General features: G+C 62.3%; 17 protein-coding genes and 1 pseudogene. 9 read left to right on the top strand and 9 right to left on the bottom strand.

What is annotated here, in order from left to right; all coding sequences use genetic code 11:
• Positions 1–57 precede the first annotated feature (57 nt).
• Together C8K61_RS05010 and C8K61_RS05005 are read left to right on the top strand one after the other, a co-directional pair.
• The gene (locus C8K61_RS05010) at positions 58–960 is read left to right on the top strand and encodes a LysR family transcriptional regulator (protein ID WP_108095103.1); all 903 of its coding nucleotides are present in this window, start codon (positions 58–60) and stop codon (positions 958–960) included.
• A gap of 66 nt (positions 961–1,026) precedes the next feature.
• The gene (locus C8K61_RS05005; protein WP_108095102.1) at positions 1,027–1,674 is read left to right on the top strand and encodes an HAD family hydrolase; all 648 of its coding nucleotides are present in this window, start codon (positions 1,027–1,029) and stop codon (positions 1,672–1,674) included.
• Here C8K61_RS05005 and C8K61_RS05000 read toward each other — a convergent pair.
• Entirely contained in the window at positions 1,671–1,904 is a 234-nt protein-coding gene (locus C8K61_RS05000) for a DUF1161 domain-containing protein (protein WP_108095101.1), read from the bottom strand. The genes C8K61_RS05005 and C8K61_RS05000 overlap by 4 nt on opposite strands.
• A 102-nt stretch (positions 1,905–2,006) precedes the next feature.
• Positions 2,007–3,104: an aminopeptidase gene (locus C8K61_RS04995; RefSeq protein WP_108095391.1), complete on the bottom strand. Its 1,098-nt coding sequence runs from the start codon at positions 3,102–3,104 to the stop codon at positions 2,007–2,009.
• A gap of 133 nt (positions 3,105–3,237) precedes the next feature.
• Between C8K61_RS04995 and C8K61_RS04990 the strand changes: the two genes are divergently transcribed.
• The 3 genes from C8K61_RS04990 to C8K61_RS04980 all read left to right on the top strand — a co-directional run bounded on the left by C8K61_RS04990 (position 3,238) and on the right by C8K61_RS04980 (position 5,554).
• Positions 3,238–3,651 carry a hypothetical protein gene (locus C8K61_RS04990; RefSeq protein WP_108095100.1) on the top strand — a complete coding sequence of 138 codons (414 nt, stop codon included), beginning with the start codon at positions 3,238–3,240 and terminating at the stop codon, positions 3,649–3,651.
• Between the two features lie 42 nt (positions 3,652–3,693).
• Positions 3,694–4,104, top strand: coding sequence for a hypothetical protein (locus C8K61_RS04985; protein WP_108095099.1), 411 nt, complete (start codon positions 3,694–3,696; stop codon positions 4,102–4,104).
• 109 nt (positions 4,105–4,213) lie between these two features.
• On the top strand, positions 4,214–5,554 hold the full coding sequence (locus tag C8K61_RS04980) for a sodium:proton antiporter (protein ID WP_108095098.1): 1,341 nt from the start codon (positions 4,214–4,216) through the stop codon (positions 5,552–5,554).
• Between the two features lie 91 nt (positions 5,555–5,645).
• Here the strand turns inward: C8K61_RS04980 and C8K61_RS04975 are convergent, their stop codons facing one another.
• From C8K61_RS04975 to C8K61_RS04960, 4 genes are all read right to left on the bottom strand, one after another.
• On the bottom strand, positions 5,646–6,071 hold the full coding sequence (locus C8K61_RS04975) for an OsmC family protein (RefSeq protein WP_108095097.1): 426 nt from the start codon (positions 6,069–6,071) through the stop codon (positions 5,646–5,648).
• A gap of 73 nt (positions 6,072–6,144) precedes the next feature.
• A complete protein-coding gene (locus C8K61_RS04970) occupies positions 6,145–7,140 on the bottom strand; it encodes an LLM class flavin-dependent oxidoreductase (protein WP_108095096.1) in 996 nt (331 codons plus the stop codon).
• Positions 7,141–7,470: 330 nt separating this feature from the next.
• Positions 7,471–7,695, bottom strand: coding sequence for a DUF1161 domain-containing protein (locus tag C8K61_RS04965; protein ID WP_108095095.1), 225 nt, complete (start codon positions 7,693–7,695; stop codon positions 7,471–7,473).
• 163 nt (positions 7,696–7,858) lie between these two features.
• On the bottom strand, positions 7,859–8,074 hold the full coding sequence (locus C8K61_RS04960; RefSeq protein WP_108095094.1) for a dodecin: 216 nt from the start codon (positions 8,072–8,074) through the stop codon (positions 7,859–7,861).
• Between the two features lie 139 nt (positions 8,075–8,213).
• Between C8K61_RS04960 and C8K61_RS04955 the strand changes: the two genes are divergently transcribed.
• The gene (locus tag C8K61_RS04955; RefSeq protein ID WP_108095093.1) at positions 8,214–8,537 is read left to right on the top strand and encodes a YqjD family protein; all 324 of its coding nucleotides are present in this window, start codon (positions 8,214–8,216) and stop codon (positions 8,535–8,537) included.
• Positions 8,538–8,565: 28 nt separating this feature from the next.
• Here the strand turns inward: C8K61_RS04955 and C8K61_RS04950 are convergent, their stop codons facing one another.
• Positions 8,566–9,495: a LysR family transcriptional regulator gene (locus C8K61_RS04950; protein ID WP_108095092.1), complete on the bottom strand. Its 930-nt coding sequence runs from the start codon at positions 9,493–9,495 to the stop codon at positions 8,566–8,568.
• 120 nt (positions 9,496–9,615) lie between these two features.
• Between C8K61_RS04950 and trpB the strand changes: the two genes are divergently transcribed.
• Together trpB and trpA are read left to right on the top strand one after the other, a co-directional pair.
• Complete coding sequence (gene trpB / locus C8K61_RS04945) at positions 9,616–10,833, top strand: tryptophan synthase subunit beta (RefSeq protein WP_108095091.1); 1,218 nt, start codon at positions 9,616–9,618, stop codon at positions 10,831–10,833.
• On the top strand, positions 10,830–11,639 hold the full coding sequence (trpA, locus tag C8K61_RS04940) for a tryptophan synthase subunit alpha (RefSeq protein WP_108095090.1): 810 nt from the start codon (positions 10,830–10,832) through the stop codon (positions 11,637–11,639). Before trpB ends, trpA begins: the two co-directional genes overlap by 4 nt.
• A 168-nt stretch (positions 11,640–11,807) precedes the next feature.
• Here the strand turns inward: trpA and C8K61_RS27165 are convergent, their stop codons facing one another.
• Together C8K61_RS27165 and C8K61_RS27160 are read right to left on the bottom strand one after the other, a co-directional pair.
• Positions 11,808–12,671 (bottom strand): methyl-accepting chemotaxis protein, encoded by an 864-nt coding sequence (locus C8K61_RS27165; protein ID WP_371919971.1) that lies wholly within the window; start codon positions 12,669–12,671, stop codon positions 11,808–11,810.
• Positions 12,666–13,595: pseudogene (locus C8K61_RS27160) on the bottom strand (methyl-accepting chemotaxis protein); the annotation flags it as partial. The pseudogene C8K61_RS27160 and the gene C8K61_RS27165, both read right to left, overlap by 6 nt.
• A 382-nt stretch (positions 13,596–13,977) precedes the next feature.
• Here C8K61_RS27160 and C8K61_RS04930 point away from each other — a divergent pair.
• Positions 13,978–14,865: a LysR substrate-binding domain-containing protein gene (locus C8K61_RS04930; RefSeq protein WP_108095088.1), complete on the top strand. Its 888-nt coding sequence runs from the start codon at positions 13,978–13,980 to the stop codon at positions 14,863–14,865.
• Positions 14,866–14,910: the final 45 nt, after the last annotated feature.

The following is a 14,910-nucleotide window of genomic DNA, read 5'->3' as shown; positions in this document are numbered from 1 at the left end:
GATAAAGACGAAGAATCTGCACAAACCATGCGGATAAGCCGAACAATAGGTGGCGCCATGAATAAGCTCGACCTGTATAAAACCTTCGCCCGCGTCACCGAACTGGCGAGCTTTACCCAGGCCAGCGAAAGCCTGGGGCTGCCCAAGTCGACGGTGTCTGAACACGTCCGCCTGCTCGAAGACCTGCTGGGTGCGCGCCTGCTGCAACGCACCACGCGCAAGGTGCAGGCGACCCAGGACGGCCTGGTGCTGTACGAACGCTGCAAAGACATGCTCGACCAGGTCGACGAACTGGAAAGCCTGTTCCGCCAAGACCAGAGCGTGCTGCGCGGACGTTTGCGTATCGACTTGCCGACCGTCACCGCGCGCGAATACGTGCTGCCGCACCTCCCTGAATTCAGCGACCAGCACCCGCTGATCGAGCTGGAAATCAGCGCCACCGACCGGCGTGTCGACCTGGTGCGCGAGGGCTTTGACTGCGTGCTGCGCGTGGGTGAAATGCCCGACGCCAGCCTGGTGGCGCGCCCACTCGGCGCCCTGCGCCAGGCCAACTACGTCAGCCCGGCCTACCTCAAGCGCTATGGCACGCCTCGCACCCTGGACGATCTGATCGAGCATCGGCTGGTGCACTACGTGTCGAATTTCGGCTCACGCTCGACCGGTTTTGAGTACCAACAGGACGGCAAACGCCACTGTCTGCCCATGGCTGGCACCGTGACGGTGAACAACACCGACTGCTACAACGCCGCTTGCCTGGCAGGCTTTGGCATCATCCAGGCGCCAGTGGCTGGCAAGCGTGAATGCCTGGCGCGCGGTGAATTGGTGGAGGTGTTGCCTGAGTGGGTGCCGGCGCCGATGAACGTCACCCTGCTCTACGCCCATCGGCGCAACCTGCCGCAGCGGGTGCGGGTGTTTATGGAGTGGTTGGCGGTGACGATGGCGCCACATTTGAACGCGTAGATCAAAAGCATCGAGGCTGAAACCCTGGGTTATCATGGCGCCCCCCGCACTTTGGGCGCTTCTACCATGCACCAGCAGAACATCCTGTTTGACCTCGACGGCACCCTCACCGACCCCCGTGAAGGCATTACCCGTTCGATTCAATTCGCCCTCGCCCAGCTCGGTATCGACGAGCCGGACCTGCGTCAACTCGAACACTTCATCGGCCCGCCGCTGCTGCAGGCATTTATGCAGTTCTATGCCTTCGACGAGGCCAAGGCCTGGCAGGCGGTGAACTTCTACCGCGAGCGTTTCAAGGTCACCGGGCTATACGAGAACCTGGTATTCGACGGCGTGGCAGAGCTGCTCAGCAGCCTCAATGCCCAGGGCCGCACCCTGTATATCGCCACCTCGAAACCCCACGTGTTTGCCAAAGAAATTGCCCGCCACTTCGACTTCGCCAAGCACTTCAAAGTGATCTACGGCAGCGAGCTGGATGGCACCCGCACCAACAAGGTCGAGCTGATTGCCTACTTGCTGGAGCAGGAGCAGCTGGACCCCAGCCAGACCCTGATGATCGGCGACCGTAAACACGACCTGATCGGCGCGCACAGCAATGGTCTGGAGTGTGTGGCGGTGGGGTATGGCTTTGGCAGCGAGGAAGAGATTCAGGCGCAAAACCCGACCTATCACTTCCGCACCCTGGCCGAGTTGCATGCCGCCTTTGGCGGTTAACGGCCGTTTTTCTGGTAGATGATTTTCTTGCTGCCGTACTCACAGCTGCCGACCACCATGCTCGGGTCTTTGGCTTCAGCTTTGTCGACGATCTCCAGGGTGTAGCTAACCACCCCGGCAGCCTGGATCTTGGTTTCGATTTCCTGTTTGAGTTCGGCGCAGGATTTCGGCGCGGCCCATGCCGGAGCAGCGGCCATAACGAACAGCAGGGTCAGCAGGATTCTGTTCATGGTTCGCTCCGAAACGGGTGGTGGATTCCTCGCGGCTAAAGCCCCTCCCACAAGAGCACGCATCTCTCCTGTGGGAGGGGCTTTAGCCGCGATGCTTTTGATTTAAGGTTTCGACTCTAACGCCGCCTGGTCGGTTCGTCCTCTGTGCAACTGCGCCAGGCGTTTCTGCCGCTGGTCATCCGGCAACTCCCCCAAGGCCTTCACCGCCGCATAAAACCTCGGCCAATCCCCGTTCACCTCCACAAACAGCGCCGCAAACGCCGGTTGCCATTGGTCATACAAGCCAAATGGCAGCAGCTTGGCGTTGTTCAGCGGGCCGTACATCCACGCGTCATAGCGTCCGTCGCCGGCCCATTGGCTGCTGCGCAGCACCTGGTATTCGCCGCGTAAACGCTCGAACTCGGCGGCCTTGCCGACGCGCATCTGCGCCTCGGTCTGGCCGCTGGTGTAGAGGCTCTGCAAGCGTTCGCGGCTGGCCAATACCAAGCTGCTGAACTGTTCACGCTGACGCTCGCGCGCGCCGTTTTCCGCGGCCTTCAGGCCTTTTGCCGCGCGCCATTGGCGTAGCCCCTCGGTCTCGACAAAGCTGGCGTAGGACTCATTGAATGCGGTGTCGCCCGGTAGGTAGAACTGCTGGTGCGCCAGCTCATGGAAGATCACCGACACCCAGCGCTGGTCGTCCCAGCGCAGCATCGTGTTGAGCAGCGGGTCGGCGAACCAGCCAAGGGTGGAGTAGGCCTCGATGCCGGCCACATAGGTGTCCAGTCCTTCCTGCTTGAGCAAGGCGGCCGCACCGCGTGCGCGGTTCTGCTCATAGAAGCCGCGATAGGCCACGCAGCCGGCAATCGGGAAGCAATGGGTTTGCGCCTCCAGGGAAAACTCCGGCGTGGCAAACAGGTTCCACACCACATAGGGCCGGCCGAGGTCGGCGTACAGGCGGTAGCTCTGGTTGTCCGGCAGCGCCAGTTGGCGGCTGGCAAAACTGCGCGCGTCCTCGGCCAGCAGCAGGCGCTGGCGCAATTGCGGGTCGAGATCGGGCTTGGCCAGCAATTCGCTGATCGGCTCACGGCGGGCCAACAGGTCGACCTGGCCGTTCAGCAGCTGCGCGTAATAGCTGCAACCGTTCAGCAGCAAAACCAGGGACAGCGGAACCCAGCGCCAGCGCGACAGGTCGAGTAACCAGGATAAGCAGGGCGGCATCGGGCGATCCGGGGGCAAGGGCTGGAAGAACAGCGGCAGCACGCGGCAAAACCTACCCTATCCCGGCAACGCGCTCCAGCCGGCTGTCCGCCTCAGCACGAATAAAAAATCAGACCGACCACGGAGCCTCACCATGCGCCCACTGCTACTCACTGCCAGTCTGCTCAGCCTCTGTGGCTGCGCGATGCTGCCCACTCCCGACCCGAGCCAGGCCTGGGTCGACTTGCGCACCAGCGAGACCAATACCCTGCAGGCCGCCAAGGTGGATGCCAGCGAACTGGAAGACGACCGCTACTTTCAGGTCAGCCCTGGCCAGCATGAGCTGCATATGCGCCTGCAGTTCGACGTCGCGCCGACCAACATCGGGCCCGACAGCCAGGGCCTGGAGCGCACCTGCGTGCTCAAGCTCGACTACCCTGAATTTGCCGCCGGGCAACGTTACAACTTGGTGGCCGGCAGCATCGGTTTCCGGCCCTGGGCCAAGCTCTATGACCAGCAACACCAACTGCTGGCACGCGCCAAGGAAGGCCGTTGCGGCGAGGTGTGAATGCCACCATGATTGCCGCTCACCGTTAGCTACGAGACCGCCATGCGCCTGATGCCCGTTCTGTGTTGCGCCCTGCCCCTGACTGCCTGCGCGGCCGCCTTGCCCGAGGCTGACCCGCAGCAAGCCTGGATCGAGCTGTACAGCACGCCGGGCAACACCCTGATGGCGCAAAAGCTCGACGGTAAAAAAGTCAGCGATGGGCGTTTTTTCCAAGTCAGCCCCGGCAACCATGAACTGCGCGCGCGCTTCCAGTTCGATATCGATAACGGCGGCGGCACCATGGGCAATCCCCGCCAGATCACCTGCCACCTCAAGGTCAAGTACGACTTCGTCGCCGGCCAACGCTACCGCCTGGAAGCCCGCCCGGCCGCCATGACTACCCAGGCTTGGTTGTACGCGTTGCCGCGCAAACCGCTCAAGCAAGTGACTGTGGATAAGTGCGGGCCCTTGTAGGGCGATATCCGCCCCACGCGATGGGCTGAACCTTCCTTCTCTCTCCCGCCTCGAACCTAGGTAGCGCGCCGTCATCCCGACAGGCCCAGCACCGACGGGGAAAGCATCCATGAGCTTTCTGCACTGGATGGCGGTGCTTGGCAGCATTTTGCTGATTCTCACCCTGGCCTCGGCCTACCTGCGCTGGCTACCGGTCAGCACTTCAACCCTGTACCTGATCTTCGGTCTGGCCATCGGCCCGCTGGGGCTGGGTTTGTGGCAAATGAAATTTGCCGAGGTGGCCGGCTGGCTGGAACACCTGGCGGAGATCGCCGTGCTGGTTTCGCTGTTCAGCGGTGGGATGAAACTGCGCCTGGGTTTTGCCGATCCGGCCTGGCGCGCTGCCTACCTGCTGGCCGGGCCGGTGATGCTGGCGTGTATCGCCGGGGTCGCGCTGGTCAGCCATTACGGGCTGGGTATTGGCATCGGCCTGTCGATGTTGATCGGCGCTGTACTGGCGCCCACCGACCCGGTGTTGGCCAGCCTGGTGCAGGTCAACCATGCCGGCGACCTTGACCGGGTGCGTTATGGGCTGTCGGGGGAGGCTGGTTTCAACGACGGTGTGGCCTTCCCTTTTGTGCTGTTCGCCCTGCTCTGGCTTCAGCACGACGGCGACAGCAGCAGTTGGCTGACTGGCTGGGCCGTGCAGCGTTTGCTCTGGGCAGTTCCGGCGGGGCTGCTGATCGGTTTTTTATTGGGCCGTGGCGTCGGCCGCGCCGCCATCTACCTGCGCACCCGGCACCGGGATGCGGCGATTTCGCCCAACGACTTTCTCGCCATGGCGCTGATCGCCCTGTCCTACTGGCTGGCCGAAACCGTCGGCGCGCTGGGGTTTCTCGCCGCCTTTGCCGCGGGCATTGGCCTGCGCCACGCCGAGCTCGATTCCTCGGGCAACTCCAGCGTGCCGGCCGAAGAAGTGGCCTCGGCGATTCCCAAAGAGGGCGGCAGCCTGGACGAAATCAAGGAACAGGTCAGTAACACGGACGAGCCGAAAGTGGTGGCCGGTTTGTTGATGGGTGAAATGTTGTCCTTCGGCGATATCGTCGAGCGGGTGCTGGAGGTGTTGCTGGTCACCCTGCTCGGCGCACTGCTGGCCTTTCACTGGGACTGGCGCGCGGTGCCGCTGGGTCTGGCGCTGTTCTGCGTGATCCGCCCGCTGAGTGTGGTGATGCTGGTGCGCGGCCGCGCCCTGAATGAAGGACAGCGCTGGCTGATGGGCTGGTTCGGTATTCGCGGAATCGGCAGCCTGTATTACCTGGCCTATGTGCTCAACCACGGGCTGCAAGGGCCGGCAGCGCAGGAGGCGATTGGCCTGACGTTGTCGGTGGTGGCCTTGAGCATTGCTGTGCATGGGCTGACGACGCAGCCGTTGTTGGACAGGTATGAGCGGCGCAAAACCAATCGCGGCTGAAGCCGCTCCTACGGAGTGTGCGATTCGTAGGAGCGGCCGGTCCGGTGCTCCGGCCAGCCGCGATTGGGGTTATTCGGTCCTGCAGCAAACCTTAGTTCTCTAGCGTCGCTTCCAGAGTGATCTGCGCATTCAGCACCTTGGAAACCGGGCAGCCGGTCTTGGCGCTTTCCACGGCTTTTTCAAACGCGTCACGGTCGGCGCCAGGGATTTTCGCGCTGAGCTTGAGGTGCACGGCGGTGATGGCGAAGCCGCCGTCGACCTTGTCGAGGGTCACTTCGGCCTGGGTGTCGATGCTCTCGGCGGTCATCCCGGCTTCACCGAGTTCCTTGGACAGGGCCATGGAAAAGCAGCCGGCATGGGCGGCGCCAATCAGTTCTTCCGGGTTGGTGCCGGGCTTGTCTTCAAAGCGGGTGTTGAAACCGTAGGGGCTTTTGCTCAGCACTCCGCTCTGGGTGGAAATGGTGCCTTTGCCGTCTTTGATGCCGCCTTGCCAGTGGGCCGATGCTGTCTTTTTCATCTGAGTTCTCCTTGCCGTTGGGTATAGGGTTCAGAGGCACTGGCGCAGCAGTCGTTCGGATTTTCTTTGCCGCTTAGCGCAGGTTGGCCAGCACCTCGTAGGAATGTAGGCGATCGACGAAGTCATACATGTCGCTGGTGAAAATCAGCTCGTCGGCGTCGGTCTGCTCCAGCAACTGGTTGACGTGGCTGCGGATGGTTTCCGGGCCGCCGACCATCGCCAAACCAAAAAACTCACCTACCGCTTGCCGCTCATGGGGCAGCCACAGGCCTTCCATGCTCTGCACCGGTGCTTTTTGCACCAGGCTCTGGCCGCGCAGCAGGGCGAGGATGCGCTGGTAGGCGCTGGTGGCCAGGTATTGCGCCTGCTCGTCGGTGTCGGCCGCGAGCAATGGCACGCCGAGCATCACATAGGGCTTGCCCAGCACCGCCGAGGGTTTGAAGTGATTGCGGTAGACGCGAATCGCTTCGTGCATCAAACGTGGCGCAAAGTGCGAAGCGAAGGCGTAAGGCAGGCCGCGCTGGCCGGCCAACTGGGCGCTGAACAGGCTGGAACCGAGCAACCAGATCGGCACTTCGGTGCCGGTTCCCGGCATGGCGATCACCCGTTGGTTGCGCTGCAGCGGGCCGAGGTAGGTTTGCAGCTCGGTAAGGTCTGCGGGGAAATCATCGGCGCTGCCGGAACGCTCCCGACGCAGGGCGTGGGCGGTGTACTGATCGGCTCCCGGCGCACGGCCAAGGCCCAGGTCAATACGACCGGGATACAGCGTGGCCAAGGTGCCGAACTGCTCAGCAATCACCAGCGGTGCGTGGTTAGGCAGCATCACCCCGCCGGCGCCGAGGCGAATGCTGCTGGTGCCGGCGGCGAGGTAGCCGATCAGCACCGAGGTGGCGGAACTGGCGATGCCGTCCATGTTGTGGTGCTCAGCCACCCAGAAACGAGTGAAACCGAGTTTTTCCGCATGCTGGGCCAGCGCCAGGGAATTGCGTAGCGCCTGTTGCGGCCCGCCATCGGCGCGAATCGGCGCCAGGTCGAGAACGGAGATCTTGATATCGGAAAGGGTTTTCATGAATGCACTCCGGGCGCGATTTCCTGGTCCAGCCTCGGAAATCTTGAGAGGGGAAAACAGTAATACCCGACTGTTTCAGTTGGTCTTACTGTACTGCGCGAACGCCCTTAAGGCAAATCTTTAGCTTTTATGATTGCCGCCCCTCTCAACTGCAGAGCGAGCGAGCTAGAGCGGAGCAAGGCGGAAACGGCTTTTGAAGCGCAGTTGGCTGTAGCCAATGAGCATTCAAAAGTCGTTTTCAACGCAGCCCCGCCGACGCGCAGCCGCTCGCCGCCGGACAATAAAAAACCGGCGCCACAAGGGCGCCGGTTTGATAGTGCCTAGGCGCGATCAATTGCGCTGGTAGACGATCTCTTTGCTACCTGCATCGCAGCTACCTACGACGGTCTTGTCGCCAGCGCTGCCTTTCTCAACGATTTCCAGGCTGTAGGACTTGGCGCCCTTGGCTTGGATCTTTGCATCGATTTCCGACTTCAGCTCTTCGCAGGGTTTTGGGGCCGCGAAGGCCGAGCCAGCCATAACTAACAGGCCAAAGGCCAGGATCACTTTTTTCATGGGGTAACGCTCCCTCGTTGGTAACGACAAATGCTCGAACACCACGCCAAACCTCGAGCAGCAAAATTGACGACCTGAGGTCGCCAAAAGCAACACCGGGCGTTGTCCCACAGCCTCGGTGAGCGTTGACGGCCCGCAGGCCGTCACGCGTAAACAGGGGCTATCAGCTATCGCCGATGCGGAAGCCCACTTTCAAGGTCACCTGATAGTGGCCGACTTTTCCGTCAACAATATGACCGCGGGTTTCCACCACTTCGAACCACTCCAGATTGCGCACCGTCTTGGCCGTTTCGGCCAGGGCGTTCTGAATGGCCTCTTCAATGCTGGTGGGCGATGAGCCGACGATATCGATCAGTTTGTAGGTGTGATGATCCGACATGCTGTTGTCCTCTCTTGTGGGCAGATGCGCTTACAGAATGAGTCCCGCCTGGCGCCGGATAAGTTCAGATTAGCTGCACTTTCCAACTTGAGCGCAGTCACACCCAGTACGCCCTTATGAACGATAGGAGAGACTGACCATGGCCATTTTTGCCTCGCGCAACAAATCCCTGCACAGCATCGAAACCGAGATCGAGCACTTGATCTCCAGCCTCGACAGCCTGAAAAGCGAAGTCAGTGAGGAGTCGCAGAAGTCCCTCAAGACCCTGCGCTCAAGCGCCGAGCGCGTACTGGGCCACTCCCGCGACCTGCTCAGCGACACCTACGCGGATGTGAAGGAAAAGACGTATCAGGCCGGGGTTGCTACCCGTGACCTGACCCGTGAGCACCCGGTGGCCTCGGCCAGCCTGGCCTTGGGTGTGGTGGCGTTGGCGGGATACCTGGTGTTTCGCAATAACAACTGAGCCGTTGTAGATCGTCGTAGGAGTGGCTTCAGCCACGATCGCTTTTTGCAGGGATCGCGGCTGAAGTCGCTCCTACGGACAGTTGCTGTTCCAGCCACTGCGCCAACCTGGCAGCCCGTGCCGATGGCGTACGCGCCGGCACCCACAGCGCCAGTCGCGCGCTGGTCTCAACAAACCCCCAAGGCGCCACCAGACGCCCCGCCGCCAACTCATCGGCAACCAATTGCTGCGGCGCAATGGCCACGCCCAGGCCGGCCACGGCCGCTTCCAGCAAGTAATACAAATGCTCGAAGCCCTGCCCCAGCTGCAGCTCTGCCCGTTTGATTGCCTGGCTCTGCGCCCACTGTGGCCAGGCTTGTGGACGCGAGGTGGTGTGCAGCAATGACTCGCTGAGCAACTGCTGCGGCGCGGCGTGTTGCAGTGCAGCAAAACCTGCATAGCGTGGACTGAGTACCGGGCCAATGCGCTCCACCGCCAGCTCGAACACCTGCATATCTGCCGGCCACGGCGGCTCGGCAAACCACAGGGTGGCATCGATACCGGCGCGTCGCGGGTCCAGCTCGCCATCGCTGGCCGACAGCTGCAAGCGCAGTTCCGGCAGTTCGCGGTTGAGCCGGTCCAGGCGCGGAATAAACCAGCGCGCCAGCAAGCTGCCTGGGCAGGCCAGCACGAAGGGCGCGTCGGCAGTTTGTTGTTTCAGTTCGGCACAGGCTCCGCGCAGACGCTCGAAGGCTTCGGCGCTGGCATCGCGCAGACGAATGCCGGCATCTGTGAGTTTTAGGCCGCGCCCCTCTTTGCTGAACAGGGCCAGGCCGAGGTCATCTTCGAGCACCCGAATCTGCCGGCTCACGGCGCCGTGGGTCACACTCAACTCCTGCGCTGCTTTGCTCAGACTATGCAGCCGGGCAGCCGCTTCAAAGGCCCGCAGGGCATTCAAGGGGGGAAGATCACGCGCCATGTTTGACTGATTAACCTGTGAGTTTTTCTGACAGATGCCGGCGATCTTATCGCTTTATTCCAGCGAAAGTCGCGCCTACAGTGAACGCCATCGAAATCCAGCTTCCAGCAGGAGCCCACCATGACCCAGACTTCATACCGCAACGGACCCGACGCCACCGGCCTGTTCGGTTCGTTCGGCGGCCAGTACGTCGCCGAAACCCTGATGCCGCTGATCCACGATCTGGCCGCCGAATACGAAAAAGCTAAAGAAGACCCCGCCTTCCTCAAGGAACTGGCCTACTTCCAGCGTGACTATGTTGGCCGTCCCAGCCCGCTGTATTTCGCCGAGCGCCTGACCGAGTTCTGCGGCGGCGCGAAGATCTACCTCAAGCGCGAAGAGCTGAACCACACCGGCGCGCACAAGATCAACAACTGCATCGGCCAGATCCTGCTGGCGCGGCGCATGGGTAAAAAACGCATCATCGCCGAGACCGGTGCCGGCATGCACGGCGTGGCCACTGCCACTGTCGCCGCACGTTTCGGTCTGGACTGCGTGATCTACATGGGCACCACCGACATCGATCGCCAGCAGGCCAACGTGTTCCGCATGAAGCTGCTGGGCGCCGAGGTGATTCCGGTCACCGCCGGCACCGGCACCCTCAAGGATGCGATGAACGAAGCCCTGCGCGACTGGGTGACCAACGTGGATTCGACTTTCTACCTGATCGGCACCGTGGCCGGCCCGCACCCGTACCCGGCGATGGTCCGCGATTTCCAGGCGGTAATCGGCAAGGAAACCCGCACGCAGTTGCAAGACCAGGAAGGCCGCCTGCCGGATTCCCTGGTGGCGTGCATCGGCGGCGGTTCCAACGCCATGGGCTTGTTCCATCCGTTCCTCGACGACAAAGACGTGCAGATCATCGGCGTTGAAGCTGCCGGCCACGGCATCGAAACCGGCAAACACGCTGCCAGCCTGAACGGCGGGGTACCGGGCGTGCTGCACGGCAACCGCACCTTCCTGCTGCAGGACGACGACGGCCAGATCATCGACGCCCACTCGATTTCCGCCGGCCTCGACTACCCCGGCATCGGCCCGGAGCACGCCTGGTTGCACGACATCGGCCGCGTCGAATACACCTCGATCACCGATAACGAAGCCCTCGCCGCTTTCCATAAATGCTGCCGACTGGAAGGCATCATCCCGGCGCTGGAAAGCGCCCACGCCCTGGCTGAAGTGTTCAAACGCGCACCCAAGCTGCCCAAGGACCACCTGATGGTGGTGAACCTGTCCGGCCGTGGCGACAAGGATATGCAAACCGTCATGCACCACTTCGACGAACAGGAAGAACATATATGAGCCGCCTGCAACGCCGTTTCGCCGAACTGAAACAACAGAACCGTGCTGCCCTGGTGACCTTTATCACCGCCGGCGACCCGGGCTACGCCACCTCCCTGGAAATTCTCAAAGGCCTGCCGGCTGCCGGCGCCGATGTGATTGAACTGGGCATGCCGTTCACCGACCCGATGGCCGACGGCCCGGCCATTCAGTTGGCCAACATCCGTGCGCTGGCCGCCAAGCAGGACCTGAAGAAAACCCTGCAGATGGTTCGCGAATTCCGCGAAGGCAACAGCGACACCCCGCTGGTGCTGATGGGCTACTTCAACCCGATCCACAAATACGGCGTACCGGCGTTTATCGCCGATGCCAAGGCAGCCGGCGTTGACGGCCTGATCGTCGTCGACCTGCCGCCTGAACATAACGTCGACCTGGCCGACCCGGCGCAAGCCGCTGGCCTGGATTTTATCCGCCTGACCACGCCGACCACCGACGACAAGCGCCTGCCGACCGTACTCAACGGCAGCTCGGGCTTCGTTTACTACGTGTCGGTCGCCGGCGTTACCGGTGCCGGTTCCGCCACCCTGGAACATGTGGAACAGGCGGTTGCTCGCCTGCGTCGCCACACCGACCTGCCGATCAGCATCGGCTTCGGCATCCGCACCGCCGAACACGCCGCGACCATCGCGCGCCTGGCCGACGGTGTGGTGGTGGGCTCCGCACTGATCGACCATATCGCCAACGCTGCCAGCCAGCAGGATGCCGTCAAAGGTGTGCTGGGCTTGTGCGCCGAACTGGCCGAAGGGGTGCGTGGCGCGCGTAAATAAAACGCCTGCTGCCAGCCAATAAAAAACCGCCATGCCCGAGAGGGCATGGCGGTTTTTTGTTTTTTCGGTTTTACCTTTTCCAGGAATCGAGGCGAAAGCCTCTCCCACAAGGACCGCGGTTTCTGTGGGAGGGGCTTCAGCCGCGATAGCCGTTATGCGGTCTGTGCATTACACCCGGAAGTGACTCACCAACTGCTGCAACTGCCCACCCAGCCTTGCCAGCTCAACACTGGAAGCGGCGGTTTCGTCACTGGCGGCGGCGGTCTGTTCGGAGACGTCACGCACGTTAAGGATGCTGCGGCTGATCTCTTCGGCCACCGCGCTTTGCTCTTCGGCGGCCGCAGCGATCTGCTGGTTCATCGACTGGATGTTGGACACCGTGGCGGTGATGCTTTCCAGCGCGGTGCCGGCCTTGCGGGTCAGCAGCACGCTGCTGTCGGTCAGGCTGCGGCTGTTGCTCATCACAGTGGCGACTTGCTGCGAGCCGCTTTGCAGGCCGGCGACCAGGCCGGCGATTTCTTCGGTGGACTGCTGGGTGCGCTGCGCCAGGCTGCGCACTTCATCGGCGACCACAGCGAAACCACGACCGGCTTCGCCGGCGCGGGCCGCTTCGATGGCAGCGTTGAGGGCCAGCAGGTTGGTCTGGTCGGCGACGGCTTTGATCACGTCCATCACGCTGCCGATCTTGTCGCTTTCCTGTTGCAGCACTTGCATGGCTTCGGTGGAGCGCGCCACTTCATCGGCCAAGCGTTCAATCTGTGCAATCGCTTCGCCAACCACTTTGTCGCCTTGGCGCGCTTCCTGGTCTGCCAGGCTGGCCGCTTGCGAAGCCTCTTCGGCGTTGCGCGCCACTTCCTGCACGGTGGCCGACATTTCGTGCATGGCGGTGGCCACCTGGTCGGTCTCGATCTTCTGGCTGTTGACCCCGGCGCTGGTCTGCTCAGTGACGGCCGACAGCTCTTCGGCGGCGCTGGCGATCTGTGTAACGCCATCGCGAATGCCGCCAATCAGGTTGCGCAGGGTCACGCCCATGCGCTGAATACCTTGCTGTAGCACGCCGAGTTCGTCGCGGCGGGTCACTTGCAGGTTCTGCGTCAGGTCGCCATCGGCGATGCGTTGCACCACGGCCAGGGTTTCGGCCAGCGGGCGGGTGATCTGGCGGGTGATGACCACCGCAGCCAGCACACCGAACAGCAGCGCCAGCAGCGTGGCGCCCAATTGCATGCTGCGTGCTTCGGCGCTTTCGGCGTCGCGGCGGGTGATCTGGATTTTGTTCAGTGCTTCGTTGAGCGAGACGATGGCCGCGCCCTGGTCGGTCATTTCTTTGCGCGCCTGAACAATGTTGTCGGTGGCGACTTTGAACCGGCCGAGGGCGGCGCGGTAGGTTTCCAGATGGCTTTCCAGTTGCTGCAGTTCGCTGGCGTGGCTGGCGCCGAATGGGCCTTTGAGGCTTTCCAGGCCGGCGACGGCGGTATCCAGTTGCTTGATCGCCTTCTGCTCGGTATCCGCGCTTGGAGTGGCGGTGTAGCCGCGCACTTCATAGCGTGCCAGCAGCAGCTGTTCGCGGGCCTGGGTGATGGTCTGGAAGGTGTCCAGGCGGCTCGGGTCGTCGCTGGCGCGTTGCAGGGCATCGGTGTTGAGCACGTCCAGCAGCTTCAGCGAAGCTTCGGCGTGGCTGCCCATCTCCGCGCGTGCTGCATTGTTGGCGGCATAGCCGGCGCGCATCGCATTCAGAGACTTCTGGTAGGCGTCGATCTGCGCGGTCTGCTCGTGGAGCAGCTTGAGGTTGTCCGGGCTCTTGAAGGTTTCCAGCAGGCTCTTCTGCTGCTTGGCGAACCCTTCGAGGGTGGTTTGCACGGTGGCGGCGATGGCCTCGTCGCCATTGGCGATCATGTATTGCAGGCGGGTGATGCGCAGTTTGGTCAGGGCTGCGTCGAGTTGAGCGATGTCGCCCATCCAGATGCTGCGGTTGATCAGGCTGCCCAGGCTGTTCCAGCCAGTGACGGCGAGGATCACGGTAAGGGCCAGGACCAGGCCGAAGCCCAGGCCAAGTTTGCGGTTAACGCTGATGTTGCCGAACCATTCGTTCATGAACACTCCAGTGTCTTGGGCCCAACGCTTGTGGCAATGGTCCAATTTAAGTGAGGCTTTTCGGTTAAGTGGGAAAGGAAACCTGGAGGTTTTGTTGTTCTTGAACCAGTTCTCGCCTTGCATCGACGCCCTGTATAGCGCGCAGGCCACGTATTTTATGTGAACGACTGGTCATAGTGGCAAATTGCATCCAGACTCGTGCCCAAACGTTGGGTTTACCGCCTGCATCTGTGATAAAAACGCACGAATGAAAACCACCCTCGACGAATTGCTCGCCCTTACCACAGTGGTCGACAGCGGTTCGATCACGGCTGCCGCCGAGCATTTGGGGCAAACCGCGTCCGGGGTCAGCCGTGCTCTCAGCCGTCTGGAAGAGAAGCTCGACGTTACTTTGCTGCAGCGCACCACTCGTCGTCTGGAGCTCACCGAAGAAGGCCGGGCCTTTGTGCAGCAGGCGCGGCGCATCGTCGCCAGTGTCGAGGATGCCGAGGAGCAAATGGCGTTGCGTCGTCAGCGCCCAGCCGGGCGTTTACGGGTGAATGCCGCCTCGCCGTTCATGCTGCATGTGATCGTGCCGCTGGTGCCTGGCTTTCGTGCGTTGTACCCGGATATCGAGCTGGAGCTGCACAGCAGCGACCAGATCATCGACCTGATCGAGCAGCGTACCGACGTCGCCATCCGCATCGGTCCGCTGCGCGACTCCACCCTGCATGCCCGGCCGTTGGGCAGCAATCGCCTGCGGGTACTGGCCAGCCCCGGTTATGTGCAGCAGTTCGGCGCGCCGGACAGCGTGGAAGCGCTCAGCGAACGCAGCCTGTTGGGTTTCACCCAGCCCGACAGCCTCAACCAGTGGCCGCTGCGTCACGCCCTCGGGCAGCACTGGCAGGTGACGCCGAGCATCAAGGCCTCCAGTGGCGAGACCTTGCGCCAGCTGGCGCTGGAGGGTGCGGGGATTGTTTGCCTGGCGGACTTCATGACCCTGCAGGACCGCCTCGACGGACGCCTGGTGCAGGTGCTGGAAGCGCAGACGGTGGACGTGCTGCAGCCGATCCACGCGGTGTATTACCGCAACACCGCGCTGGCCTCGCGGATTACCTGTTTTCTCGACTACGTCAGCGCGCAGATGAAGGCCTGAACTGCGCCCATGAAAAAAGGGCACAAGGCCCTTTTTAATTTGCTC

This window comes from Pseudomonas sp. GV071, from assembly GCF_003050835.1.
In the GTDB taxonomy this organism is placed as follows: Bacteria; Pseudomonadota; Gammaproteobacteria; order Pseudomonadales; family Pseudomonadaceae; genus Aquipseudomonas.
The sequence above is the reverse complement of the archived record's forward strand: the minus strand, read 5'-3'. Positions and strand labels throughout refer to the sequence as shown.

Coding starts and splice junctions, on each gene's coding strand:
- C8K61_RS04955 (WP_108095093.1), top strand. CDS start 8,214: ATGGCCATTTTTGCCTCGCGCAACAAATCCCTGCACAGCATCGAAACC.
- C8K61_RS04995 (WP_108095391.1), bottom strand. CDS start 3,104: ATGCCGCCCTGCTTATCCTGGTTACTCGACCTGTCGCGCTGGCGCTGG.
- C8K61_RS05010 (WP_108095103.1), top strand. CDS start 58: ATGAATAAGCTCGACCTGTATAAAACCTTCGCCCGCGTCACCGAACTG.
- C8K61_RS05005 (WP_108095102.1), top strand. CDS start 1,027: ATGCACCAGCAGAACATCCTGTTTGACCTCGACGGCACCCTCACCGAC.
- C8K61_RS04950 (WP_108095092.1), bottom strand. CDS start 9,495: ATGGCGCGTGATCTTCCCCCCTTGAATGCCCTGCGGGCCTTTGAAGCG.
- C8K61_RS04965 (WP_108095095.1), bottom strand. CDS start 7,695: ATGAAAAAAGTGATCCTGGCCTTTGGCCTGTTAGTTATGGCTGGCTCG.
- C8K61_RS05000 (WP_108095101.1), bottom strand. CDS start 1,904: ATGAACAGAATCCTGCTGACCCTGCTGTTCGTTATGGCCGCTGCTCCG.
- C8K61_RS04990 (WP_108095100.1), top strand. CDS start 3,238: ATGCGCCCACTGCTACTCACTGCCAGTCTGCTCAGCCTCTGTGGCTGC.
- trpB (WP_108095091.1), top strand. CDS start 9,616: ATGACCCAGACTTCATACCGCAACGGACCCGACGCCACCGGCCTGTTC.
- C8K61_RS04985 (WP_108095099.1), top strand. CDS start 3,694: ATGCGCCTGATGCCCGTTCTGTGTTGCGCCCTGCCCCTGACTGCCTGC.
- C8K61_RS04975 (WP_108095097.1), bottom strand. CDS start 6,071: ATGAAAAAGACAGCATCGGCCCACTGGCAAGGCGGCATCAAAGACGGC.
- C8K61_RS27165 (WP_371919971.1), bottom strand. CDS start 12,671: ATGGGCGTGACCCTGCGCAACCTGATTGGCGGCATTCGCGATGGCGTT.
- C8K61_RS04980 (WP_108095098.1), top strand. CDS start 4,214: ATGAGCTTTCTGCACTGGATGGCGGTGCTTGGCAGCATTTTGCTGATT.
- trpA (WP_108095090.1), top strand. CDS start 10,830: ATGAGCCGCCTGCAACGCCGTTTCGCCGAACTGAAACAACAGAACCGT.
- C8K61_RS04970 (WP_108095096.1), bottom strand. CDS start 7,140: ATGAAAACCCTTTCCGATATCAAGATCTCCGTTCTCGACCTGGCGCCG.
- C8K61_RS04930 (WP_108095088.1), top strand. CDS start 13,978: ATGAAAACCACCCTCGACGAATTGCTCGCCCTTACCACAGTGGTCGAC.
- C8K61_RS04960 (WP_108095094.1), bottom strand. CDS start 8,074: ATGTCGGATCATCACACCTACAAACTGATCGATATCGTCGGCTCATCG.